At 62.2% G+C, this 23,148-nt stretch carries 22 protein-coding genes; 11 read left to right on the top strand and 11 right to left on the bottom strand.

Features of this window, described 5'->3' with window-relative positions:
• Positions 1 to 13 precede the first annotated feature (13 nt).
• The 8 genes from J4E63_RS13005 to J4E63_RS13040 all read left to right on the top strand — a co-directional run bounded on the left by J4E63_RS13005 (position 14) and on the right by J4E63_RS13040 (position 8,411).
• Entirely contained in the window at positions 14 to 757 is a 744-nt protein-coding gene (locus J4E63_RS13005; protein ID WP_207282211.1) for a glycosyltransferase, read from the top strand.
• A 1-nt stretch (position 758) separates the two neighbouring features.
• Positions 759 to 1,052, top strand: a complete 294-nt coding sequence (locus J4E63_RS13010) for a lipid-A-disaccharide synthase N-terminal domain-containing protein (protein WP_092445938.1) — start codon at positions 759 to 761, stop codon at positions 1,050 to 1,052.
• A 10-nt stretch (positions 1,053 to 1,062) separates the two neighbouring features.
• A complete protein-coding gene (locus J4E63_RS13015) occupies positions 1,063 to 2,577 on the top strand; it encodes a glycosyltransferase family 39 protein (protein ID WP_207282212.1) in 1,515 nt (504 codons plus the stop codon).
• 263 nt (positions 2,578 to 2,840) lie between these two features.
• Complete coding sequence (locus tag J4E63_RS13020) at positions 2,841 to 4,505, top strand: AMP-binding protein (protein WP_207282213.1); 1,665 nt, start codon at positions 2,841 to 2,843, stop codon at positions 4,503 to 4,505.
• A gap of 16 nt (positions 4,506 to 4,521) precedes the next feature.
• Positions 4,522 to 5,283 (top strand): SDR family NAD(P)-dependent oxidoreductase, encoded by a 762-nt coding sequence (locus J4E63_RS13025; protein WP_103308719.1) that lies wholly within the window; start codon positions 4,522 to 4,524, stop codon positions 5,281 to 5,283.
• Positions 5,284 to 5,296: 13 nt separating this feature from the next.
• On the top strand, positions 5,297 to 6,487 hold the full coding sequence (locus tag J4E63_RS13030) for an acetyl-CoA C-acyltransferase (RefSeq protein ID WP_207282214.1): 1,191 nt from the start codon (positions 5,297 to 5,299) through the stop codon (positions 6,485 to 6,487).
• A 9-nt stretch (positions 6,488 to 6,496) separates the two neighbouring features.
• Positions 6,497 to 7,624: an acyl-CoA dehydrogenase family protein gene (locus J4E63_RS13035; RefSeq protein WP_207282215.1), complete on the top strand. Its 1,128-nt coding sequence runs from the start codon at positions 6,497 to 6,499 to the stop codon at positions 7,622 to 7,624.
• 13 nt (positions 7,625 to 7,637) lie between these two features.
• On the top strand, positions 7,638 to 8,411 hold the full coding sequence (locus tag J4E63_RS13040) for an enoyl-CoA hydratase (RefSeq protein WP_024617255.1): 774 nt from the start codon (positions 7,638 to 7,640) through the stop codon (positions 8,409 to 8,411).
• Between the two features lie 259 nt (positions 8,412 to 8,670).
• Here the strand turns inward: J4E63_RS13040 and J4E63_RS13045 are convergent, their stop codons facing one another.
• The 8 genes from J4E63_RS13045 to J4E63_RS13080 all read right to left on the bottom strand — a co-directional run bounded on the left by J4E63_RS13045 (position 8,671) and on the right by J4E63_RS13080 (position 16,827).
• Positions 8,671 to 9,822, bottom strand: a complete 1,152-nt coding sequence (locus J4E63_RS13045; protein ID WP_092326671.1) for an acyl-CoA dehydrogenase family protein — start codon at positions 9,820 to 9,822, stop codon at positions 8,671 to 8,673.
• A gap of 3 nt (positions 9,823 to 9,825) precedes the next feature.
• Positions 9,826 to 10,932 carry an enoyl-CoA hydratase/isomerase family protein gene (locus J4E63_RS13050; protein ID WP_207282216.1) on the bottom strand — a complete coding sequence of 369 codons (1,107 nt, stop codon included), beginning with the start codon at positions 10,930 to 10,932 and terminating at the stop codon, positions 9,826 to 9,828.
• 134 nt (positions 10,933 to 11,066) lie between these two features.
• The gene (locus tag J4E63_RS13055; RefSeq protein ID WP_207282217.1) at positions 11,067 to 11,774 is read right to left on the bottom strand and encodes an HPP family protein; all 708 of its coding nucleotides are present in this window, start codon (positions 11,772 to 11,774) and stop codon (positions 11,067 to 11,069) included.
• Positions 11,775 to 11,951: 177 nt separating this feature from the next.
• Complete coding sequence (locus J4E63_RS13060) at positions 11,952 to 13,331, bottom strand: UDP-glucose/GDP-mannose dehydrogenase family protein (RefSeq protein WP_207282218.1); 1,380 nt, start codon at positions 13,329 to 13,331, stop codon at positions 11,952 to 11,954.
• A gap of 97 nt (positions 13,332 to 13,428) precedes the next feature.
• The gene (locus tag J4E63_RS13065; protein WP_103308723.1) at positions 13,429 to 14,364 is read right to left on the bottom strand and encodes a LysR family transcriptional regulator; all 936 of its coding nucleotides are present in this window, start codon (positions 14,362 to 14,364) and stop codon (positions 13,429 to 13,431) included.
• 58 nt (positions 14,365 to 14,422) lie between these two features.
• A complete protein-coding gene (locus J4E63_RS13070; RefSeq protein ID WP_207282219.1) occupies positions 14,423 to 14,956 on the bottom strand; it encodes a hypothetical protein in 534 nt (177 codons plus the stop codon).
• Positions 14,957 to 14,996: 40 nt separating this feature from the next.
• Positions 14,997 to 15,788 carry a putative hydro-lyase gene (locus J4E63_RS13075; RefSeq protein ID WP_060742299.1) on the bottom strand — a complete coding sequence of 264 codons (792 nt, stop codon included), beginning with the start codon at positions 15,786 to 15,788 and terminating at the stop codon, positions 14,997 to 14,999.
• 91 nt (positions 15,789 to 15,879) lie between these two features.
• Entirely contained in the window at positions 15,880 to 16,827 is a 948-nt protein-coding gene (locus J4E63_RS13080; protein WP_207282220.1) for a LysR family transcriptional regulator, read from the bottom strand.
• Positions 16,828 to 17,069: 242 nt separating this feature from the next.
• Between J4E63_RS13080 and J4E63_RS13085 the strand changes: the two genes are divergently transcribed.
• Entirely contained in the window at positions 17,070 to 18,311 is a 1,242-nt protein-coding gene (locus J4E63_RS13085; protein ID WP_207282221.1) for an OprD family porin, read from the top strand.
• Between the two features lie 39 nt (positions 18,312 to 18,350).
• Here the strand turns inward: J4E63_RS13085 and J4E63_RS13090 are convergent, their stop codons facing one another.
• Entirely contained in the window at positions 18,351 to 19,031 is a 681-nt protein-coding gene (locus J4E63_RS13090; protein WP_207282222.1) for a bifunctional 2-polyprenyl-6-hydroxyphenol methylase/3-demethylubiquinol 3-O-methyltransferase UbiG, read from the bottom strand.
• A 64-nt stretch (positions 19,032 to 19,095) separates the two neighbouring features.
• A complete protein-coding gene (locus J4E63_RS13095; protein ID WP_060742303.1) occupies positions 19,096 to 19,725 on the bottom strand; it encodes a LysE family translocator in 630 nt (209 codons plus the stop codon).
• Positions 19,726 to 19,877: 152 nt separating this feature from the next.
• Here J4E63_RS13095 and J4E63_RS13100 point away from each other — a divergent pair, with 152 nt between their 5' ends.
• Positions 19,878 to 21,260 (top strand): XAC2610-related protein, encoded by a 1,383-nt coding sequence (locus J4E63_RS13100; protein ID WP_207282223.1) that lies wholly within the window; start codon positions 19,878 to 19,880, stop codon positions 21,258 to 21,260.
• 53 nt (positions 21,261 to 21,313) lie between these two features.
• Here the strand turns inward: J4E63_RS13100 and J4E63_RS13105 are convergent, their stop codons facing one another.
• Complete coding sequence (locus tag J4E63_RS13105; RefSeq protein WP_310650707.1) at positions 21,314 to 21,937, bottom strand: TetR/AcrR family transcriptional regulator; 624 nt, start codon at positions 21,935 to 21,937, stop codon at positions 21,314 to 21,316.
• A 110-nt stretch (positions 21,938 to 22,047) separates the two neighbouring features.
• Here J4E63_RS13105 and J4E63_RS13110 point away from each other — a divergent pair, with 110 nt between their 5' ends.
• A complete protein-coding gene (locus J4E63_RS13110) occupies positions 22,048 to 23,052 on the top strand; it encodes an NAD(P)-dependent oxidoreductase (RefSeq protein WP_207282224.1) in 1,005 nt (334 codons plus the stop codon).
• Positions 23,053 to 23,148: the final 96 nt, after the last annotated feature.

The raw sequence follows: 23,148 nt of genomic DNA on the forward strand, positions 1-23,148 counted from the left end.
TTACTGGAGCGTCATGCACGAAACCCTTTATGTGTCGGTCCTGATTCCGGCAAAGAATGAAGCCGGCAACCTCATTCCACTGTTGGAAGAAGTGCGGGCGGCGCTGGTGGACGAGGCCTTCGAAGTCATCGTGGTCGACGATGGCAGCACTGACGCCACCGCTGCTGAACTGCGGGCGTTGCAAGGCAGTGGCTATCGCCAGTTGCGGGTGCTCAGCCATGCCCGTTCCGTCGGGCAGAGCACGTCGATCTACCACGCCGCTGAAGTGGCCCGCGGGCATTGGCTGGCAACCCTCGATGGCGACGGGCAGAACGACCCGGCCGACCTGCCAAAGATGCTCGACCTGGTGCGCGGTTCGGAGGGGACGCCCGCCGGTGTCAAGCTGGTGGCGGGGCATCGCGTCAACCGCCGGGACACGGCGAGCAAGCGCTGGGCCTCGCGGTTCGCCAACAAACTGCGGGCCAGTCTGCTCAAGGACCAGACGCCCGATACCGGTTGCGGCATCAAGTTGATCGAGCGCAAGGCGTTTCTGCGCCTGCCGTATTTCGATCATATGCATCGCTTCATTCCGGCGCTGATCCGTCGGCACAACGGCCGGATGCTGGTTCACCCGGTGAATCACCGTGAGCGCGGGGCCGGGGTGTCCAACTACGGCAACCTCGACCGGGCGCTGGTGGGCATTGTCGATCTATTCGGGGTGTGGTGGTTGATAAGACGCACCCGCCTGGATATCAACGCACAAGAAACCGAGGTGTGACATGGGCAGAGAATCGATATGGCTGGCCGTTGGCTTCGGCGGCCAGTTGGCCTTCACCGGGCGTTTTGCCCTGCAATGGCTGTACAGCGAGTACAAGAAGCGCAGCGTGATTCCCGTGGGTTTCTGGTACTTGAGCATCATCGGTAGCGCGCTGTTGCTGGCCTACGCCATCTACCGTGAAGACCCGGTGTTCATTGTCGGCCAGTCCTTCGGCTTCATCGTTTACCTGCGCAATTTGCAGTTGATCGCCAAGCATCACGAGCAGGAAAACCGCGAACTGGCCGAGAAGGGCTGAGACGGTGCGGATGCGATTGTCTTCCTCGCGACTGGAGCTTCTGGCGCTTGTGGCATTGGCCTTGATCATGGTGGGCGCCGGCCTGGGTTGGCGCCAACCGATGAACGTCGATGAAGAGCGCTTCCTCGGCGTTGCCCTGGAGATGCTGCAGAACGGCTCATGGTTCATTCCCCATCGCGCTGGGGAAATCTACGCCGACAAGCCGCCGTTGTTCATGTGGGCGGTGGCCTCTTTCGTGCAATTGACCCACCTGCCGAAAGTCGCCCTGTACCTGCCCGCGCTGTTGGCCGGTGCCGTCACCACGGCATGCCTGTATGACCTGGGCCGGCGCTTGTGGGGGCGACGCGTGGGGGGGATCGCCGCGCTTCTGTTTCTCGCCACCTACCAGACCTACAGCATCCTGCGCACCGGGCAGATCGATGGTTTTCTTGCACTCTGGACCATCCTGGGGATCTATGGCTTGTGCCGGCATTTGATGCTCGGCCCGGCGTGGCGCTGGTATTACGTGGCCTGTGCGGCGATGGGGCTGGGGGTCATCAGCAAAGGCGTGGGGTTTCTGCCGGTGTTGATGCTGATTCCCTACGCCTATGGGGTGCGTCGAGGGTGGAAAGGCCTGGTGTCCATGCCGGGCAAGGCGGGGGCCTGGTGGCTGGGGCTGGTTGTGGCGCTGGCAGCCATCGCGCTGTGGCTTGGGCCGTTGCTGCTGATCGTGTGGCAGGGCAGCCCCGACAGCCTGGCGTACGCCCAGGAAATCCTGCTCAAGCAGACGGCGGGGCGTTATGCCAATGCCTGGGAGCACCGCGAACCCTTCTGGTATTTCTTCGTCCAGGTGATTCCGAAATACTGGCTGCCGATCTTTTTCATGCTGCCATGGCTGGTGCCGGCCTGGCGCAGGCAGTTGCTCAAGCAGGATGGTCGCGTGCTGGTGCTGCTGGGGTGGGTGGTGCTGGTGCTGTTGTTCTTCAGCCTGAGCAGTGGCAAGCGCAAGCTGTATATCTTTCCCGCGTTGCCGGCCTTGATCCTGCTGGTGGCGCCGCTTGTGCCGTGGCTGCTGCACCGCTGGTTCAGCCGGCGTCCGAGGGGCAGGGGGGTATTCGCCGGGTTGACGGTGGTGTGGTTGTGCGCCTGGTTTGTGCGCGGCTTCATCGAGCCCTACAGGGAAGGCATCAACCCCCACCAGACCTTGATGCGTGATGTCGCGGGGCTGACTTCAAATGCCGAGTTGGTGCTCGTCGGGTGGCGCGAAGGCCATTGGTTGTTCGCCCAGCAGCCCATCGTGCATTTTGGCTTTCATGACCGCCAGTCCCTGGAACGATCCGCCACCTGGCTACGCGGCCACCCGCAGGCCTTTGCCTTGGTGCCCGCGCGGGACCTGGCGCGCTGCTACGACCTGCAAAAGGCGCGCCGGGTCGGCGATACCTCGCGGGCCGAGTGGTTCCTGGTGGGGCCTGACGCGGACAACCAGCGCTGCCAGTCCCCGGCGCCGGAGAAGGTTTATTCATTTGCCTGGAAGCAGCCCTTGTAGCGCCCGGAACGCCGTTATCGCGAGCAAGCTCGCTCCCACATAGGGGCTTGGGCGGTCACAGAATCGAGGCCCATCTCACATTCCCTGTGGGAGCGAGCTTGCTCGCGATAACGGTCTGACCGACAACACATCCCTCGAACCATGGCCAAACCAGTCAAGCAACTTGATGGCTTTGACCATTGCCGCCATCGCCCTTCGGCGCGAGTATTTGCCTGCTCTTCACGGTTCCCCCAGCCAATAAAAAGTACAGAGGGATTCTGGTCATGCGCGATTATTCGTCCGCCACGTCACAGTTCGATTACCAGCACACCGTCAACGCCGCGCTGCACGGCTCGCTCGAGGCGCTCAATGCCTGTGTCGAGTGTTGCGACCGGCATGCATTGCCGGGTCGCATCGCCTTGTTCTGGGAGGGCCGTGACGGCAGCGAAGCCACCTGGACTTACCGCGACCTGCAGGACAATGCCGCACGGTTCGCCAACTTCCTGCGTGCCCAAGGCGTCGGCAAGGGCGACAAAGTGGCCGGCCTGCTGCCGCGCACTGCGGAACTCTTGATCGTCGTACTCGCCACCTGGCGTATCGGTGCGGTGTATCAACCGCTGTTCACCGCGTTCGGGCCCAAGGCCATCGAGCACCGCCTCGGCAGCTCGGGCGCGCGGATCGTCGTGACCGACGCCGTCAACCGTCCCAAGCTCAATGAAGTCGCCGGTTGCCCCACCATCGTCACGGTCGGCGGCGAAAAGGGCCAAGGCATCGTGCGGGGCGACTACAGTTTCTGGGCCGAAGTGGCGAACCAGTCCAGCCAGTGCGAACCGCTGATGCTCACTGGCGAAGATCCGTTTTTACTGATGTTCACCTCCGGCACCACGGGACCCGCCAAGGCGCTGTCGGTGCCGCTCAAGGCCATCGTGGCGTTCCAGAGCTACACCCGTGACGCGGTGGACCTGCGCCCTGAAGACGCCTTCTGGAACGTCGCCGACCCCGGTTGGGCCTACGGCATTTATTTTGGCGTGACCGGGCCGCTGGCCATGGGGCATCCGATTACCTTCTACGATGGCCCGTTCACCCTGGAAAGCACCTGCCGGATCATCAACAAATACGGCATCACCAACCTGACCGGCTCGCCCACGGCCTATCGCCTGTTGATCGCCGGGGGCGAGCAGTTTGCCCGCTCGATCAAGGGCAAGCTGCGCATCGTCAGCAGCGCTGGTGAGCCATTGAACCCAGAGGTGATCCGTTGGTTCGCCGACAACTTGAACGTAGTGATCCACGACCATTACGGCCAGACCGAACTGGGCATGGTGCTGTGCAACCACCACGGGCTGGAACACCCGGTGCACCTGGGCGCGGCCGGTTTCGCCTCGCCGGGCCACCGGATCGTGGTGTTGGATGAAGAGCAACGCGAGCTGGGCGTGGGCCAGCCGGGCATTCTCGCGGTGGACCGCAGCCAGTCGCCCATGTGCTGGTTCGCCGGTTACGAAGGCGCGCCGACCAAGTCCTTCGTTGGCGACTACTACTTGAGCGGCGACACCGTGGAGCTGAATCCGGATGGCAGCATCAGCTTCGTCGGCCGCAGCGACGACGTGATCACCACTTCCGGCTACCGGGTCGGTCCGTTCGACGTGGAAAGCGCGCTGATCGAACACCCGGCCGTGGTGGAAGCGGCGGTGATCGGCAAGCCTGATCCGGAGCGTACCGAGTTGGTGAAGGCCTTCGTGGTGCTCAGCAGCCAATATCGCGCCTCACCGGAGCTGGCCGAGGAATTGCGCCTGCATGTGCGCAAGCGCCTGGCGGCCCATGCCTATCCCCGTGAAATCGAGTTTGTCAGCGACTTGCCGAAAACCCCAAGTGGCAAGTTGCAGCGCTTTATCTTGCGCAACCAGGAAATCGCCAAGGCTCAAGAGGCTGCGGCGCAGAACGTTTCAGCTTGACCCCAAGGAAACCATGATGCAGATCGACAACAAGATTTTCCTCGTCAGCGGCGGTGCTTCCGGCCTCGGCGCGGCCACTGCTGACATGCTGGTCAAGGCCGGCGCCAAGGTGATGCTGGTGGACCTCAACGCCGACGCCGTGGCCGCCCAGGCGCAAAAGCTGGGTTGCCAGAGCGTGGTGGCCGATATCAGCAACGAAGCGGCGGCTGAAGCGGCAGTCAAGGCCACGGTCACGGCTTTCGGGGGTCTGAATGGCCTGGTGAATTGCGCCGGTATCGTGCGCGGCGAGAAAATTCTCGGCAAGAACGGCCCCCATGGGCTGGACAGCTTCAGCCAGGTGATCAACGTCAACCTGATCGGCAGCTTCAACTTGCTGCGCCTGGCGGCTGCGGCCATTGCCGAAACCGAGGCCAACGCCGACGGCGAACGTGGCGTAATCATCAATACAGCTTCGGTAGCGGCCTTCGACGGCCAGATCGGCCAAGCCGCCTACGCGGCCTCCAAAGGCGCCATCGCCAGCCTCACGTTGCCGGCCGCCCGTGAGCTGGCGCGTTTCGGTATCCGGGTGATGACCATTGCTCCGGGGATTTTCGAAACCCCGATGATGGCCGGCATGACGCCCGAGGTGCGTGATTCCCTGGCTGCCGGCGTACCGTTTCCACCGCGTCTTGGGAAACCTTCCGAGTACGCGGCGCTGGTCAGGCATATCATTGAGAACAGCATGCTCAACGGCGAGGTGATCCGTCTCGACGGCGCCTTGCGCATGGCAGCCAAATAAGCAAGGAGGATTCATGATGTCCAACGATCCTATTGTCATCGTCAGCGCGGTCCGTACCCCCATGGGCGGTTTCCAGGGCGAACTGAAAAGCCTCACCGCCCCACAACTCGGTGCCGCCGCTATCAAGGCCGCCGTGGAGCGGGCCGGTATCGCGCCGGGTGCGGTTGAAGAAGTGCTGTTCGGTTGCGTGCTCGCCGCTGGCCAGGGCCAGGCGCCGGCACGTCAGGCCGCTCTGGGCGCCGGGCTCGACAAGTCGACCCGCTGCACCACACTCAACAAGATGTGCGGTTCGGGCATGGAAGCGGCGATCCTGGCCCATGACATGCTCATCGCCGGCAGTGCCGAGGTGGTGGTGGCCGGCGGCATGGAGAGCATGTCCAACGCCCCGTACCTGCTGGACCGCGCCCGCGGCGGTTACCGCATGGGCCATGGCCGGGTGCTTGACCACATGTTTCTCGATGGCCTGGAAGACGCCTACGACAAAGGTCGGCTGATGGGCACCTTCGCCGAAGATTGCGCCGAGGCCAATGGCCTGGGTCGCGAGGCCCAGGACGCCTTCGCCATTGCGTCCACCACCCGCGCCCAGCAGGCGATCGAGGACGGCAGTTTCGACGCCGAGATCGTGCCGTTGCAGGTCATGGTCGGCAAGGAACAAGTGACCATTCGCCACGACGAGCAGCCACCCAAAGCGCGGATCGACAAGATCGCCTCGCTCAAGCCGGCGTTCCGCGAGGGCGGCACGGTGACGGCGGCCAACTCCAGCTCCATTTCCGATGGCGCCGCTGCCCTGGTGCTGATGCGCCAGAGCCAAGCGGTGCAGCGCGGGCTCAAGCCTTTGGCGGTGATCCACGGTCATGCCGCGTTTGCCGATACCCCGAGCCTGTTTCCCACCGCGCCGATTGGTGCCGTGAAGAAACTGATGCAAAAGACCGGTTGGTCGCTGGACCAAGTCGACCTGTTCGAAGTCAACGAAGCCTTTGCCGTGGTAGGGCTGGTGACCATGGACAAACTGGAAATCGCCCATGACAAGGTCAACGTTCACGGCGGCGCCTGTGCGCTGGGCCACCCGATTGGCGCGTCTGGCGCGCGGATCCTGGTGACCCTGCTGTCGGCCCTGCGCCAGAAAGGCTTGAAGCGCGGCGTCGCGGCCATTTGCATCGGCGGCGGCGAAGCCACGGCCATGGCCGTTGAATGCCTGTATTAAGGAATCACCATGCTCCCGACTGAAGAACAGACCCAGATCCGCGACATGGCCCGGCAGTTCGCCCAGGACCGCCTGAAACCGTTCGCCGCCGAATGGGATCGCGAGCACCGTTTCCCCCGGGAAGCCATCGCTGAAATGGCCGAGCTGGGCTTTTTCGGCATGCTGGTGCCGGAGCAGTGGGGCGGCTGTGACACCGGTTACCTGGCCTATGCGATGACCCTGGAGGAAATCGCCGCTGGCGACGGCGCCTGCTCGACCATCATGAGCGTGCACAACTCGGTCGGCTGCGTGCCGATCCTCAAGTTCGGCGACGAAGAGCAGAAGGCGAAATTCCTCGCCCCCCTGGCCAGCGGCGCAATGCTCGGCGCGTTTGCCCTGACCGAACCCCAGGCCGGTTCGGACGCCAGCAGCCTGAAGACGCGGGCGCGTTTGGAGGGCGATCATTACGTGCTCAACGGTTGCAAGCAGTTCATCACCTCCGGGCAGAACGCCGGGGTGGTCATTGTGTTTGCGGTGACCGATCCGAGCGCTGGCAAGCGTGGCATCAGTGCGTTCATCGTGCCGACCGATTCGCCAGGCTACAGCGTGGCGCGGGTCGAAGATAAACTCGGCCAGCATGCGTCCGACACCTGCCAGATCCTTTTCGAGGAGGTGAAGGTGCCGGTGGGCAATCGCCTGGGCGAGGAGGGTGAGGGCTACAAGATCGCCCTGGCGAACCTGGAAGGTGGACGGGTGGGCATCGCGGCGCAAGCGGTGGGCATGGCCCGCGCCGCGTTCGAAGCGGCCCGGGACTATGCCCGGGAGCGCTCCAGTTTCGGCAAGCCGATCATCGAGCACCAGGCCGTGGCGTTCCGCCTGGCCGACATGGCGACCCAGATCGCCGTGGCCCGGCAAATGGTGCACTACGCCGCCGCCCTGCGGGACAGCGGCCAACCGGCGCTGGTGGAGGCGTCCATGGCCAAGCTGTTCGCTTCGGAAATGGCTGAAAAAGTCTGCTCCATGGCGTTGCAAACCCTGGGCGGTTACGGTTACCTCAACGACTTCCCGCTGGAGCGCATCTACCGCGACGTGCGGGTCTGCCAGATCTACGAAGGCACCAGCGACATTCAGCGCATGGTCATTTCGCGCAATCTTTGAACAGGAGTCCTGCATGAGCTATGAAACGATTTTATTGGAGATCAAGGACCGCGTCGGCCTGATCACCCTCAACCGTCCCCAGGCCTTGAACGCCTTGAATGCGCAGATCGTCAGCGAGCTGAACCAGGCGCTGGATAGCCTGGAGGCGGATCCGAAGATCGGCTGCATCGTGCTGACAGGCTCGAAAAAAGCCTTTGCCGCCGGTGCCGACATCAAGGAAATGGCCGAGCTGACCTACCCGCAGATCTACCTGGACGACCTGTTCAGCGACAGCGACCGCGTGGCCAACCGTCGCAAGCCGATCATCGCGGCGGTGAACGGTTTTGCCTTGGGCGGTGGCTGCGAGCTGGCGTTGATGTGCGACTTCATCCTGGCCGGCGACAATGCCAAGTTCGGCCAGCCGGAAATCAACCTCGGCGTGCTGCCGGGCATGGGCGGCACCCAGCGCCTGACCCGGGCGGTGGGCAAGGCCAAGGCCATGGAAATGTGCCTGACCGGGCGTTTCATCGACGCGGTAGAAGCCGAGCGCTGCGGCATCGTCGCGCGGATCGTGCCGGCCGATGAACTGCTGGACGATGCGCTGAAAACCGCAGCGTTGATCGCCTCCAAGTCGGTGCCCATCAGCATGATGGTCAAGGAAAGCGTCAACCGCGCGTTTGAAGTCAGCCTGTCCGAAGGCGTACGTTTCGAGCGCCGGGTATTCCACGCGGCGTTCGCGACGCAGGATCAGAAAGAAGGCATGGCGGCATTCGTGGCCAAGCGTGCGGCGGAGTTTCAGGACAAGTAAGGCGGCGTTCCGACTGACGCCATCGCGAGCAAGCTCGCTCCCACAGTGGATTTGGGGTGTATGCATCATCTGTGTACGCCATCAAACCCTGTGGGAGCGGGCTTGCCCGCGAAGGCGTCGGCACATCCAGCATGGAAGTGACTGACCCACCGCTTTCGCGAGCAAGCTCGCTCCCACAGTGGATTTGGGGTGTACGCGTCATCTGTGTACACCATCAAACCCTGTGGGAGCGAGCTTGCTCGCGATGCTTTTCCTACTGTTACACCAGATAGTGCTTGAGTTCCCGGGCGATGACCATCCGCTGTATCTCGCTCGACCCTTCATAGATCTGGGTGATCCGCGCATCGCGGTAATAGCGTTCTACCGGGTAATCCTCGAGGTACCCGTACCCACCGTGAATCTGTATGGCCGAGGAGCAGACTTTCTCGGCCATTTCCGAGGCAAACAGCTTGGCCTGGGAGGCTTCCGACAGGCATGGCTTGCCGGCGCTGCGCAGGCGGGCGGCGTGGAGGATGAGCAGGCGGGTGGCGTTGATGCGGGTGTGCATGTCGGCCAGCAGGTTGGCGATGCTCTGGTGCTCGATGATCGGCTTGTCGAACTGGACGCGATCGCGCGCGTAGGCCAGTGCCGCTTCGAATGCCGCGCGGGCAATACCCAAGGCTTGCGCCGCGATGCCGATGCGACCGCCTTCCAGGTTGGACAAAGCAATGGCCAAGCCTTTGCCACGCGCGCCCAGCAGGTTGGCCTCGGGGATGGTGCAATTGCTCAAGGTGACCGCGCAGGTGTCCGAAGCGCGGATGCCCATCTTGTGTTCGGTGCGATCGACGATGAACCCGGGCGTATCCGTGGGCACCAGGAACGCCGAAATGCCTTTTTTGCCCAGCTCCGGATCCGTCACCGCAAACACGATGGCCAGTTTCGCCCGCTTGCCGTTGCTGACGAACTGCTTGGCGCCGTTGATGACCCACTGGCCATCGCGCAGTTCGGCCCGGGTGCGCAGATTGTGGGCTTCGGAACCGGCCTGGGGCTCGGTCAGGCAGAAGCAGCCAATGGCCTGGCCGCTGGCGAGCTCGGCCAGCCAGGTCTGTTTCTGTTCATCGGTGCCAAAATTCAGGACCGGCCCGCAACCCACCGAGTTGTGGATGCTCATCAGCGCCCCGGTGGCACCGTCACCCGCGGAGATTTCCTCCACCGCCAGGGCATAGGCCACGTAATCGACGTAGGTGCCGCCCCATTCTTCCGGTACCACCATCCCCAACAGGCCCAGTTCACCCATCTTTGCCACCAGGCCGTCGTCAATCCAGCCGGCCTTTTCCCACGCCTGGGCATGGGGGGCGATTTCACCACGGGCGAAGTCCCGGGCCATGTCGCGGATCATCACTTGTTCTTCGGTCAGTTCGAGGTCGTGCATGGCTCAGTTCCCGTGGTCGTCGAAGCCGTCGAAGAAACTCGCCACATGGTCGGCGTCCAGCGCCTCCAGGGTCGGCGGGTTCCAGCGCGGGTTCTTGTCTTTGTCGATCAGCAAGGCGCGCACGCCTTCGATCAGGTCACCGCGTTCGAACCATTGCCGGTCCAGATGCAGTTCCAGGGCAAAACAGTCTTCCAGGCTCAAATGCCGACCGCGCCGCAGCATTTCCAGGGTCACGGCCATGGCCAGGGGCGAGCGGCTATCCAGCACGTCGGCGGTCTTCAGCGCCCATTCGTGGCTGTTGACGACGGTGACCTGGCGCAACTGCTCGACCATGCTTGGCACATCGGGCAGGGCAAAGAAATGGTCAATGGCCGGCCGCAAATCGGCCAGGGGGGGCGCAGGGAGTTGTTGCTGGCCGAGTTTGGCCAGCAGGCTTTGCAGGTCCTTGAGCGGCGCGTCGTGCCATTCCAGCCTATCGAGGCGCTCATCGAGCTGTTTGAGTCTGCGGCTGTCGAGATACCAGTCGGCCAACCCACAGTACAGCGCGTCGGCGGCACGAATCTGTACGCCGCTGACCCCCAGGTAGATCCCCAGCTCACCAGGAATGCGCGGCAGGAAATAACTGCCACCCACGTCCGGGAAATAACCGATGGCGACTTCCGGCATACCCAGGCGACTGCGTTCAGTCACGATCCGCAGGTCGGCGCCTTGCACCAGGCCCATGCCACCGCCCAGCACGAAGCCGTCCATCAAGGCGAGGACCGGTTTGCGGTAATGGTGGATCGTCAGGTCGAGGGCGTACTCCTCGACGAAGAAATCTTCATGCAGGGTGTCGCCCTGCTTGTGGCTGTCGTACAGCGAACGGATATCACCGCCGGCGCAGAAGGCCTTGTCGCCCGTGCCACGCAGTACCACCGCACGAATGTGTGGGTCGAGTGCCCAAGTATCGAGTTGTTGCTGCAAGCTGCGCACCATGCCCAGGGTGAGGGCATTGAGGCCGGCGGGGCGGTTCAGGGTCAAGTGGCCAATGTGATTGCGAACGTCGACCAGCACCTCATTGGCCACGGTTGCCATGGTTTCCGCAGCTTGGGATGAAACCTGAGCTGTCATCGCTAACTCCCTGCTTTTATTGTTTTTTACGAATGGTGTCGCGCGTACCCGTTCAGGATCGTACCAGTGCAAATTTGCCTTGCACAACCGGGATACGTGCAGGTCCTGTCTGCATATTTATAGCAGCCACAGGCTCAACCGCGACCGGAAAGCACCTCCGCGATGCTGCGGCGCCTGGCATTTCGCTCGCTGGCCTGGATCAATTGTTCGAGATCTTGCGGGGTGACGTCGAAGAAGGCCTCCATTTCCGCCAGGGCCAATTTCAGGTCTTCGGCGGTGATGGCCTGGCGGTCGATGGGAGGGTGGTCAGCCGGTATGACAGCCGCCGGCTCGCTGGCGCGCTTGGGATAGCGCACCCGCGTCAGGTTGTTGTAGGCCAGCGCAAAGGCGAGTAGCCCAGAGCCGGCCAACATGGCCGCGCCGACCGCCTGCCAGTCCAGGGCAACGATGGACGGATCCGCCAGCACCAAGGTCGCCGCCAGGGCGCCTGCCGGTGGGTGCAGGCAACGCAACCAGCACATCAACACCAGCGCCATGCCCGCCGCCAGGCAGGCGCTGCCCAGCGTCCGCCCCAATACATGGGCCACCAGCAGCGCCACGACCGACGCACACAGGTAACCGCCGACAATCGACCAGGGCTGGGCGAGGGCGCCCGAGGACACGGCAAACAACAACACGGCCGAAGCGCCGAGCGGGCCGATCAGGTGTTGCGCCACCTCAAGGCCAAAGACCTGGCCACATAGCCAGACACTGAACATCGTCCCCAGCGCCATGCCGAGGGCGGCGCGACTCCATTCGGTGGGACGGGTATTGATAGCGGCGGGAAACCAGCGAGAAAGCATTTAGCAAGAATCCAAAAAACGAACAAAAAAAAGGGGCTTACGGGAAAGTCCCAGAAAGCCCTTTAAGTGTTCCAACAGTTGGGGGAGGAACGGTGCACAGTGTGCCGGTCACAACCCTTGCTTACAAATTCATATTAATGCTGGTTGAGTGCATTAATTTTGAGGTAACGGTCAGGCTCAAGCGCTTCTCGAGGCGGGGAACCACGTTTGCTGGGCAATGGGCAGGTTGCGTGACTGGCCGCGGCCCATCGGAAAATAGGTAAAGCCCTTGTCGGCCATGCGTTCGGGGTCGAACAGGTTGCGCCCGTCGAAAATCACCGGGGCCTTGAGTCGCTGCCGGATCAGGTCGAAGTCCGGCGCCTTGAAGGGCTGCCATTCGGTGCAGATGACCAGCGCGTCGGCCCCTGGCAACACCGATTCCGGCGTGCCCATCAGCATGAGTCGGGGTTCGTCGGGATAGAGCAGTTGCGTCTGCTGCATCGCCTCGGGGTCAAAGGCGCGGACACTGGCTCCCGCAGCCCAGAGCGACTCCAGCAGGGTACGGCTCGGAGCATCGCGCATGTCGTCGGTGTTGGGTTTGAAGGCCAGGCCCCATAGCGCGAAGGTCTTGCCGCGCAGGTCGCCCTGGTAGAACGCGTTGATCCGCTCGAACAGCTTGTGTTTCTGCCGACCGTTGATGGCTTCTACCGCTTGCAGCAGGTCGCTGGAACAGTGCGCCTGCTCGGCGGTGTGGATCAGGGCGCGCATGTCCTTGGGAAAGCACGAGCCGCCGTAGCCGCACCCCGGGTAGATGAAGTGGTAGCCGATGCGCGAGTCGGCGCCGATGCCCAGGCGTACGGACTCGATGTCGGCCCCCAGGTGTTCGGCCAGCTCGGCGATCTGGTTGATAAAGCTGATCTTGGTCGCCAGCATGCCGTTGGCCGCGTATTTGGTCAGCTCGGCGCTGCGAAGGTCCATGAACAGGACCCGATCGTGATTGCGGTTGAACGGTGCGTACAGGTCGCGCATGGTTTCGCGCACTTCATCGCGCTCGCAGCCGATCACGATGCGATCCGGACGCCGGCAATCGGCGACGGCCGAGCCTTCCTTGAGGAATTCTGGGTTGGAGACGATATCGAACTGCAGCAAGCGACTGGCCTTGAGCAGGCATTTGTCGATGTGCGTCCGCAGAACGTCACCGGTGCCCACCGGCACGGTGGACTTCTCCACCACAATGAGCGGTTGCTCGCGATAACGGGCGACAGCCTCGCCAACAGCCAGCACCTGGCTCAGGTCGGCACTGCCATCGTCCCGGGAGGGCGTACCCACGGCGATAAACAGCACCTGGCCGTGTTGCACGGCAAGCTGTTCGTCACCGGTGAAGTGCAAACGCCCGGCCTCCAGCCCTTCGCGCACCAGCGCGGCCAGGCCGGGTTCGAAAATACTCACCTGGCCTTGCCGAAGGCTGTCGACCTTGCGCTCGTCGATGTCCATGCACACCACGTCATGGCCCACCTCCGCCAACACGGCGGCTTGCACCAACCCTACGTAACCACTTCCGAATACACTGATCTTCATGGCGGATTCCCTGGATCATTCCGAGCGAGCGACATGCACAACCAGCGTTCGCCGCAGTGCGCTTGGTCCAGAATAAGTCGGGGATATTGCAGTTCACTTACAGTCCGCTGAAGTCTTGCCCCGCCAATCGGTACGCGGCTGGCAGTTGCGCGACGAACTCGCCGACCACCTCCCGGGTCAGGCTGACGATGTCTTCCACTCGCTCCATTCCGGCGCCGGTCCGCCAACTGGCGACAATGTCCATGACCGATGGCAGCGGCACGCCGTCCACCAAGGTCAATGTACCCTGGGCCAGTTCGCCGACCACCAGCGCCGCGGGCATGGCGCCGATGCCAAAGCCGTCGCGAACCAGGCGGGTGATGGCCGAGGCCGAGTTCACGCAGTTGATGCGTGGCGAGACGATGTTGGCCGAGTGCAGCAGGTTGAGGATGTCCTGGTGAGGCCGTGAGTTGCGTGAGAACGTTACGATGCGTTCCTGGGACAGTTCTTCCAGTGACCCATAGGTTCGGTCATAGGCGGAGCCGGTGCGCACCACCCAGTGCATCGGATAACGGGTCAGCAATGCATTGCGCACGCTGTCCAGGCGCAGGATGTCGGTCTGGAAAATGATGTCCTGGTAGCCTTTTTCCAGCTGTGAGCAGAGGTTGCTCGCGGTGTCGGCCGACAGTTCGATTTCCAGGGCCGGGTAGCATTCCATCAGGCGTGTCACCAAGGGACTGAGCCAGGTGTGGATCACCGTATCCATCGCGCCGATGCGGATCCGGCCGCGCACCTGGCGCGGATCCTTGATCACGGCTTTCATGCTTTGCAGGGTGTCCATGATGCGCTCGGCGTATTCCAGCACGCGCTGGCCTTCGGACGTCAGCGACACCCCTTTGGAGTCGCGCACGAACAGGCGCACGCCCATTTCATCTTCCAGGGCGGCGATCCGGCTGGAAATGGAGGCCTGGGTGGTGAACAGCTTTTCCGCGGTGAGGCGAAAGCTCTTCAGGCGGGCAACCCAGACGAAGGTTTCGAGAAACTTGATGTTCACTGGGGGCGGTTCCTTGGAACAGTCATGCAAGACTCCTGAAAGCGCGGGGCCGGCCTGCTCAGAGAGCCGTCACGTAGTGGATCACGTCCTGGAGCGCGCCCGAATCCGGCGCGTTATCAATAATCGCCTCGGGCCGGCACCATGGATAGTCCAACCTTGATACCCAGGCCATGATCATCGGCAGATCGGTCGCCGGCAGGGTCTTCATGTGTTCTATGGTGATGGTCAATCGCTTGACCCGTTGCGACTGCGGATCGAACTGCCAGTCGTACAGGCCGCAACCGACACGCGCCTCGCCGCTGTTCTTGTCTGACATCGCCACCAGCCATTTGCACTGGAACGCCTCGGCGTTTGCCGGCGGAGGGGCGGCCAGGCAGAACGTGTAGACGTTTTCGAAGGTCTGGCCGAAGCGCCTGACCAGCACATCGCCAATGGCGGCACGGCCTTCAACGTGGTCGGGAAACGTGATGGCGCCGGTGTGCACGACCATGTCCAGGATGGCAGCCGCTGTAAAGGCCTGGTCCAGCAGGTGCGGGCGGTTGCCGTCCTTGGCACGGATGTACTGTTGAATCGAGAACTGAGCAGTATTCATCGTGGATCCCTTCAAGTCGCAAAGCAGCCTCGTTCGAGGCCTACAAATCACTGTTCCATAAGTCCGTCACCAGCATGCAACCCGGGGCGTGGGTGATGCACAGCGGTGGACGCGAGGCCTGGACCACCGATTGAGGCGTCACGCCGCACGCCCAGAACACCGGGATCTCGTCCGCTTCCACCGGTACGGCATCACCGTAGTCCGGCGTGTCCAGGGATTGAATGCCGATCAGTGACGGATCGCCGATGTGCACCGGGGCGCCGTGGACATTGGGCATGCGCCCGGTAATCTGGATCGCCTGGATGGCCGCGGCGGCTTTCATCGGCCGCATGGTCACCACCATCTTGCCAGACAGGCGGGCGGTGGGTCGCGTGTCGATGTTGGTCTGGAACATCGCGACATTGCGCCCCAGTTCAATGTGCCGCAAACGGATGCCGGCCTCCAGCAAGGGTTGTTCGAAGGAGAACGAACAACCGAGGGCGAAGGCCACCAGGTCGTCCTGCCACAGGTGTTCGATGTCCAGCGGCGACTCGCTCAACTCGCCGTGGCGATAGACCCGGTATTGAGGCACTTCATGACGGATATCGATGGCGGCGCCCAGGTTGCGGAAGAACGGATCCCCTGGTTCGGTCACGTCAAGCACCGGGCAGGCCTGGCGGTTGAGGGTGCAGTAGCGCAGGAATTCATTGGCCCAGTCGCCGGGCAGAATCACGATATTGGCTTGCACGCGACCCTGGCCCAGACCGCTGGTATGGCCCTGGTACTGGCCGGCGGCGATGCTTTGGCGCAGGACGAGAGGCGTGCATTGCTGCAGTTGTTCGAAGGACGTCATCACGGGTTCTCCAAGTGTTCGTTCGCTACTTTGAGAACAGCGTGGTGAGGACGTCCAACAAGGAATATTGGTACCCCGCGACAACTAAAAGTTATTCGAGCGACGGTTGGCTGTTCAGGCCGGGGGCGGCCACCATGCGCAACGGCCCGACATCGACGGCGTACTGGCTGACTACCTGGCGGCTCATCTGGACGATGTTCTCGATCAACTCCAGGCCGACGCCAGCGCGCCAGGACGCAACGACGTCCAGTTGGGGCAGGGCGGTACCGGGTTCGAGCTGGATCAACTCGCCGCTGGCCAGGGGCTTGGCCACCAGCGCGGCCGGCAAGGCGCCGATGCCGAAACCGTCACGAATCAGCCGGGTCATGGCCGAGACCGAATTGACGCAACTGACCCGCGGCGCGCTCACGCCATGGGCGTACAGCAGGTTGAGCACGTCCTGATGCGGTCGCGAATGCTTGACGAAGGTGATGATGCGCTCGCTGGCCATCTCCGCCAACGACCCATAGGGTCGGGCATAGATCGACTGGCTGGCGGCGATCCAGTGCATGGGGTAGTGCCCCAGTTCCAGGTTGCGCACGCTTTCGTGGCGCACCAGATCGGTCTGGAACACGATGTCCAGGTAGCCTTTCTGCAATTGCTCACAGAGGTTGCGTGCGGCATCGGCGGTGATTTCGATTTCCACGGCGGGAAAGGCCTGCATCAGCATCGACATCAATGGGCTGAGCCAGGTGTGGATCACCGTATCCATCACGCCGATGCGCACCAGGCCTTGCTGCGGGCTGCTGGTGTCCAGTGATTGCTTCAACGCCCGTTGGACGTCGAGCATCTGTTGCGCGTAGTCGAGCACCTTGAGGCCTTCGGGTGTCAGCGAGACCCCGCGCGAATCCCGCACGAACAGGCGCAAGCCCAGTTCCTCTTCCAGTGACGCGATCCGGCTGGAGATCGCCGCCTGGGTGCTGAACATCTTCTCGGCGGTGAGGCTGAAGCTTTGCAGCCGGGCGACCCAGACGAAGGTTTCGAGGAATTTGAGGTTCATGAAGGCTCTCTGGGGACGTGTGGTTCTTATTTGATTGCAATTGTTACTCCAGATCGGGCCATCGGACGCATCAAATTTTCTTATGCCCGATCCGGCTTTTTTCCCGTTTGACGCTGCGCGGATCCGGCACCAAGAATCCGCTCCACGACGCAGGCCCATTGCGCCGGTATCCCCATGACAACAATAACGAGGCGTGCGCGCAGCCCTGGCGGGTTCGCTCGCGCCCATAAAAGGAGCGCGCCATGCAACATGCCACATTACCTCGATGGACCTGCACCTCGGCGGGCACCTTGCTCGGCCTGAGCCTGATCGGCGTGCCGTGCGCCCAGGCTGACTTCATCGCCGACAGCAAAGGCAGCCTGGAGGCCCGCAACTTCTACTTCAACCGCGACTTTCGCCAGGAAGGGGCACGGGACAAGGCCGAGGAATGGGCCCAGGGCTTTCTGCTGCGGATGGAATCGGGATACACCGCCGGGACCGTGGGTTTCGGCCTCGATGCCTTGGGCATGGCCGGTTTCAAGCTGGACTCCGGCGGCGGCACGGCCGGCACCAATCTGTTGCCAGCGGATTTGTCGGGCGGTTCCCAGGACCGTTATGGCGAATTGGGCCTGACCGCCAAGGTGCGCCTGTCCAATAGCACCTTGAAACTGGGGACGTTGCAGATCAAGGACCCGGCGGTGAGTTCCAACGACACGCGCCTGTTACCGGGAACGTTCAAGGGTGGGTTGCTGAGCGTGCAGGAAGTCGATCGTTTGAAGCTGACCGCTGGGCAACTCACGCAGATCAACTTTGTCGACTCCACCGACTACCAGGACATGACCGCCAACCGCATCGGTGGCAGCAGTGACAAGTTCCAGTTCGCCGGAGCGGACTATCAGTTCCTGCCGAACCTCACGGCGCAATACCGCTATAGCCAGTTGCAGGATATCTACCAGCAAAACTACCTCGGGTTCGTCCACACCTTGGACCTGGGCGCAGGCCAGTCATTCAAGAGTGACGTGCGTTACTCGCGCAGCGCCGAAGACGGCAGTTTCCGCGATCTCGACAACCAGGCCTTCGGCGCCTTGTTCACCTACAGCCTGGCGGGCCATGCCGTGGGCCTGGGCTATCAGCGCATGAGCGGAGACGATCCGTTCCCCTACATCGGCCGCAGCGATCCGTACCTGGTCAACTTCGTGCAGATCGGCGACTTCGCCAACATCGACGAGCGTTCCTGGCAAGCGCGTTATGACTACAACTTCGCGGCCATTGGCGTGCCCGGTCTGACCTTCATGACTCGATACATCAGTGGTGACAACGTCCAGCGCAGCGCCGCGGGCGAAGGCAAGGAATGGGAGCGTAACACGGACATTGCCTATGTGGTGCAAGATGGCACGTTGAAGGGGTTGGGCTTGAAATGGCGCAACGCGACGGTGCGCTCGAATTTTGGTAATGACCTGGATGAGAATCGGCTGATCGTCAGCTATACGGTGGCGCTGTGGTAACGATATTCCGGTAACACCGAAGGGGGGGCCGTCGAGTCGCTAACGCCATGACGGGGATTGTTCGGCCACCAGAAGCAGTGACTGCGGCACCGGGCTTTGCGGGTGCTGCGGCTCCTGCAGGCCCACCAGTCGAAAACCAGCCATGTCCAAGGCATTGAGCCAACTGGACAAGGTGCGGAAGTACCACGGCATCGGCTGCCATTGACCTTTGAACCCATCGAAGGTCTCTTCCCGCCAGCCGTCCTGATAATTGCCCGCCGCCACGGTCCAGGGATGCAACGTCTGGATCACCAGTGCACCGCCAGGGCTGAGTAAGGCGTTCATGGCGGCGAGCAGCGGGATGATGTCCTGATGCAACAGGGCGAAGTTGGCGCAGACCAGGTCGTAGCCGCTGCCGACGTCCACCTTCGCCTCTACCAGCGCGTCATAGCTTGCCAGATGCACCGGCGAGGATCCCGACGCCCGGGCCGATTCGACCAACGTCGCGTCACCATCCACACCCACCGCCTCGACGCCCCGTTCAGCCAGTGCCCGCAACAACCAACCTTCGCCACAACCCAGATCCAGCAGGCGCTCGGGCTGACGGCTCAATACCGCCAGCAGGATGGCCTGGTCGGTGACCGTCTGACGGCTTTCGATGGCCCCCGTGCGGATGGCTTCTATCCAGGCTTGGGCATTGTGCTGCCAGCTTTGGAGGAGGGTGGTTTTGGAGAGCGACATTGATCCAGCTCCGGCAATAGGTCGAGTAAGCATAGGACAACGGCTGGCGCAGGGGCGCCGCAGGTCAAAGCGGTCGGTCAAGAAACAACAGGCGTGCCGCCAGCGCTGCCATGACCCCGGCAAAACCATAGGTGCCCAGGCGTCTTGAAATCCCACCGCTTGCCAGTTTTGCCCTGAGCTGTGCGGCGCCAACACCCAGCAGCGTATGGAAGACCAGTGCAATCAGTGCCAGCAAGGCGCCAAGGAAGATCAACTGCAAGCCCACGCCGCCGGCCTTGAGGTTGACGAACTGGGGCAGGAACACCATGAAGAACAGCAGCGCCTTGGGATTCAAGAGGCTGTTGAGGGCGCCTCGGCAGAAGATTTTCCACAGTGAAGCCGCCTGGAGCTGGCTATCCTGCGTCGCTGCCGGCGTTCTGAGTGCTTGCCAGGCCAGCCACAGCAGATAACCGGCCCCGGCCAGGCGCAGCACGTCGAACGCTGGCGCCCAACTCATGACCAGCGCGCCAATGCCAGCGCTGACCATCAGCGTCATCAGCGCGTCCGAAAAGGCAATGCCGAGGGCGGCTGCGACGCCGGCACGCCAGCCGTGGGCCAACGCATGGCTGGTGACAAAGGCCATGTTGGGCCCCGGAACGATCAGCAGAAGTACGACAGCAACCACGAACAGGTAGAGATTGGCGGTATCCGGCATGGGGAACACTCCGTGGGGTGAGCCACGACAGTAAGCGAAGGGCGAGGAGGGCGTCAGTTACAGTCCGGGCTTATCTGATAGCAACAGTCGTCTCGCGATGAATCACGGTTGTCGCTAAACTGCGGCCCCGAATTCAGCAAGGAAGTCGATGGATGCGTTCGCTTGTCGGCAGTGTGCTTCTTTCCACGGCTCTGACGGCCTCGGTCATGGCCGAGCCGCGGGCGTTTTCGGTGAATGATCGCAGCGGTCAGTACCTGATCGAAGTGCTGTTCCCGGAGCCGCCGGAAGATCCACATCAGCTGGCACAAGCGTCCATTACCGTGCGCGACAGCAAAACCCTCGAAACCCTGCAGCAATTGCAGACGCCCGCCGGCAATGTGCCCGTGGACCGCAACGGTAAGGTCGATAACTGGCTACTTGGCCCCCAGAGCCTGCTGTACTTCGACGACTTCAACTTCGACGGCCGCCAGGACTTGGCGATTCGCAACGGCAATGATCCCGAGGCGAGCTACAAACCGACATTCGACGTCTACCTGCAAGACCCGCAGAAAACCCAATGGGTCCTCAACCCGGCCCTGACGAACCTGGCAAAGGAGGACAGCAAGGGCATGTTCTCCGTCAGCCCGCTGGACGGCATCCTGCTTTCGCAAACCGACCGCGACTGCTGCTGGACGCGCGCCACCCACTGGAAAATGCGTGGCGACGAGTTGGTGCTGCTCTACTCGAACATCGAAGAGCAAATCCAGCCCACCGAGCCAGGCGAAAACACCAGCATGCCCGGCGGTTACACGCTGCGCACCACGGGTGAATTGAAAGAAGGCCAGTGGCACGAACAATCGCGCCTGGAAGGTCCGGAAAAGGAGGATCCGGTGATTCTTGCCGGCACCCTCGACGCCAAGACCCCGGTAGAGCTCTGGTATCAGGCGCAGGGCGCAGTGATCATTGGCGAAGTGCGCTATACCCAGGCGGACAATAGCGAACCGATCAAGCTGCTGGGCATTCGGGAAGACGCTGACGATGGCCTTATCAGCCTCCATGAATATGCCGGCGACGGTGGTCAAACGGGTACCTGGCGGTTCTCCCGGGAAAACGTCGAGCCCTATTTTTTCACCGGCACGTGGATCAGCGATGCCAAGGGCGACGACCGCCAACGGGCAATCCTGCTACATGACGAAGAACGGGAGTTGGATGTCGAAAAAATCGACGATGTCGACGCTGACCAGCGCGGCGGCCATTACCGGATGCGCCAGGATACCCCGGGGCACGACGCGGATCTGGACTTGAACATCCTCCCGGACCGCGACGCCAATGGGAAAGAAGTCGCCGAGTTCACCGTGACCACGAAGAACAACGTGGCCGAGCATCACATCGTGCCGATGGACACCGACAACCTGATCATCGTGCGCGAGCCGCAAGCCAGCGAGAAGAATGGGCCGTATCACATTCAATTGGTGAAAGGCTTTGCGGTCATTGGCTACAACGCGGTGCCGGATTCACAGGACGGGCTGGCTGGGGTGTATTTGAAGCTGCGTTGAACACCACAGCAGCCAATCGGACAGTAAGCATCCCGGGGCCATTAGGGCAGCGACTAACGCTGCGTCCCTGTCGGTTCTACGACGCTTCGAATCAGTGAAGCGAAGGTTCCGATGACCTCGTCTTCGCCATGCCGCCCCCGTACCAATGCGCCGGACAGGGCTTCTCCCGCGCCAACCAGGCCAATGCAGCATCGCTCGAGTTCGTCCGCTGACCACATCGTATGAGGTTCGAGCACAGACATGAACATCTGCACACAGTTATCCAGAAGCTCCTGGAACACCGCCGCCTTCTCCTCGCTGCCTGCCAGGGCTGCACCCACGGCATGGAATTCGTCGGTGTTATCGGCCGCGCAATGAATGTAGGCGCTGGCCAGGACCAGCGCTGTCTCCTCCAGGCTGCGCGCAGTCTTGGACATGGCGTCACGGAAAGCGGTGACCCGCTCGGTATCGATCCACTTGTAGAGCTCGATCAACAGCCCCGAGCGAGTGCCGAAATGATCGTAGACCACCGGTTTGGATACACCGGCGCGAACGGCCAGATGCCCCAAGGTCAAGCGATCCGCGTCTTCCTCGCGCACGATCAATAACGCGGTATCCAGCAACTGTCGCCGCCGTTCGGCTTTCGAAAGCCGGCGGGGAGGGGCACTGCTAGCGCTTTGCTCAGTGTTGTTCTGCACGTTTTCGTTCCTGCTCGATAAAAACCTACCAATGGTAGGTTGAAGTGCGTGATGTTGTGTTAGCTTACCTACTGAAAGTAGGTTTAAACCAGAGACAAGGAGAACACACTATGTCACTTGATCCTATCTTGCTAATGGGCGGTTCTGGCGCCATTGGCCACCACACCGCCCGGGCGCTGCGCGCCGCTCATCCCGACGTACCCCTGTTGATCGGTGGTCGCGACCTTGCCAAGGCTCAGCACGCCGCAGAGCACATTGGCGGGGCGCAGGGCGTGGTGATTGATTCCGCCGCAGACGACCTGAGCCTCGGCGATCGTCCGATCAGCGCCGTCGTGGTCTTTTACATGGATCACGCCCTTGCCGGATTGCGTTTTGCGCAGAAACGCGGCGTGCCGCATCTCAGCATTTCCTCCGGTGTTTTCGAGATCGCGCCGGAAATCGCGACGTACATGCACAGGCCTGACGCCTCGCCCATTGTCCTGGGTTACGAATGGATGGCAGGCGCGACAACAGTGTCGACACTGAGCATTGCCCAGGCATTCAGCCGAGTCGACGATATCCGTATCAACGCGCTGGTCGATGAGCAGGACACCGGCGGCCCGACCGTCGCCACCGACTTTGAACACCTGAACAACATGCTGCCCGCCGCGCTGACACGACGCGACGGTGTGTTCGTCTGGCGCGAAGGGGAGGAGTCCAAGGCCAGATTCCATGCGGTGGATGGTACGCAAATCGAGGCTTGGGGCTTCTCGTCCATTGATGTCGTTGGCCTGGCGGCGGCGACGGGTGCACCGAATGTCCAGTTCAACATGGCCACCGCGGTAAGCTCAAGCCGACGCCAGGGTAGGCCGATGTCCACCGAGATCATCATCGAACTGGTTGGCGATGACCTCAAGGGCGAACCGCTGCATACACGTCATGCGGTCATCCACCCGGCGGGCGCTGCGCCCTTGACCGGCCTCAGCGTCGCCATGACTCTGGAACGGCTGCTCGGGTTGGACGGCCAGTCACCGACTCCGCCAGGGCTTTATTTCCCTTATCAATTGTTGGACGCCAGCGCGTATCTGGAACGTCTGAAGGAGGAGGGCGGTGAGTTGCGCAAGCTGGAGGAGTAATGACCTGCGCAGTCCCGTGTGCTGAGCGTTTTCTCGGCGGCTTCTAAAAGGTCAGATCGGCTATCGGCTAGCACGCTAATGCTGAGAGATATCCAC

The organism is Pseudomonas sp. FW300-N2F2 (genome assembly GCF_017351655.1).
GTDB classification, from domain to species: Bacteria; Pseudomonadota; Gammaproteobacteria; order Pseudomonadales; family Pseudomonadaceae; genus Aquipseudomonas; species Aquipseudomonas fluorescens_AA.

Excerpts from the sequence above, each read along its gene's own strand:
- J4E63_RS13110 (WP_207282224.1), top strand. The coding sequence starts at position 22,048 with ATGTCACTTGATCCTATCTTGCTAATGGGCGGTTCTGGCGCCATTGGC.
- J4E63_RS13015 (WP_207282212.1), top strand. The coding sequence starts at position 1,063 with ATGCGATTGTCTTCCTCGCGACTGGAGCTTCTGGCGCTTGTGGCATTG.
- J4E63_RS13095 (WP_060742303.1), bottom strand. The coding sequence starts at position 19,725 with ATGCCGGATACCGCCAATCTCTACCTGTTCGTGGTTGCTGTCGTACTT.
- J4E63_RS13085 (WP_207282221.1), top strand. The coding sequence starts at position 17,070 with ATGCAACATGCCACATTACCTCGATGGACCTGCACCTCGGCGGGCACC.
- J4E63_RS13005 (WP_207282211.1), top strand. The coding sequence starts at position 14 with ATGCACGAAACCCTTTATGTGTCGGTCCTGATTCCGGCAAAGAATGAA.
- J4E63_RS13020 (WP_207282213.1), top strand. The coding sequence starts at position 2,841 with ATGCGCGATTATTCGTCCGCCACGTCACAGTTCGATTACCAGCACACC.
- J4E63_RS13045 (WP_092326671.1), bottom strand. The coding sequence starts at position 9,822 with ATGCACGACCTCGAACTGACCGAAGAACAAGTGATGATCCGCGACATG.
- J4E63_RS13100 (WP_207282223.1), top strand. The coding sequence starts at position 19,878 with ATGCGTTCGCTTGTCGGCAGTGTGCTTCTTTCCACGGCTCTGACGGCC.
- J4E63_RS13025 (WP_103308719.1), top strand. The coding sequence starts at position 4,522 with ATGCAGATCGACAACAAGATTTTCCTCGTCAGCGGCGGTGCTTCCGGC.
- J4E63_RS13075 (WP_060742299.1), bottom strand. The coding sequence starts at position 15,788 with ATGACGTCCTTCGAACAACTGCAGCAATGCACGCCTCTCGTCCTGCGC.
- J4E63_RS13040 (WP_024617255.1), top strand. The coding sequence starts at position 7,638 with ATGAGCTATGAAACGATTTTATTGGAGATCAAGGACCGCGTCGGCCTG.
- J4E63_RS13080 (WP_207282220.1), bottom strand. The coding sequence starts at position 16,827 with ATGAACCTCAAATTCCTCGAAACCTTCGTCTGGGTCGCCCGGCTGCAA.
- J4E63_RS13035 (WP_207282215.1), top strand. The coding sequence starts at position 6,497 with ATGCTCCCGACTGAAGAACAGACCCAGATCCGCGACATGGCCCGGCAG.
- J4E63_RS13050 (WP_207282216.1), bottom strand. The coding sequence starts at position 10,932 with ATGACAGCTCAGGTTTCATCCCAAGCTGCGGAAACCATGGCAACCGTG.
- J4E63_RS13070 (WP_207282219.1), bottom strand. The coding sequence starts at position 14,956 with ATGAATACTGCTCAGTTCTCGATTCAACAGTACATCCGTGCCAAGGAC.
- J4E63_RS13055 (WP_207282217.1), bottom strand. The coding sequence starts at position 11,774 with ATGCTTTCTCGCTGGTTTCCCGCCGCTATCAATACCCGTCCCACCGAA.
- J4E63_RS13030 (WP_207282214.1), top strand. The coding sequence starts at position 5,297 with ATGATGTCCAACGATCCTATTGTCATCGTCAGCGCGGTCCGTACCCCC.
- J4E63_RS13060 (WP_207282218.1), bottom strand. The coding sequence starts at position 13,331 with ATGAAGATCAGTGTATTCGGAAGTGGTTACGTAGGGTTGGTGCAAGCC.
- J4E63_RS13090 (WP_207282222.1), bottom strand. The coding sequence starts at position 19,031 with ATGTCGCTCTCCAAAACCACCCTCCTCCAAAGCTGGCAGCACAATGCC.
- J4E63_RS13010 (WP_092445938.1), top strand. The coding sequence starts at position 759 with ATGGGCAGAGAATCGATATGGCTGGCCGTTGGCTTCGGCGGCCAGTTG.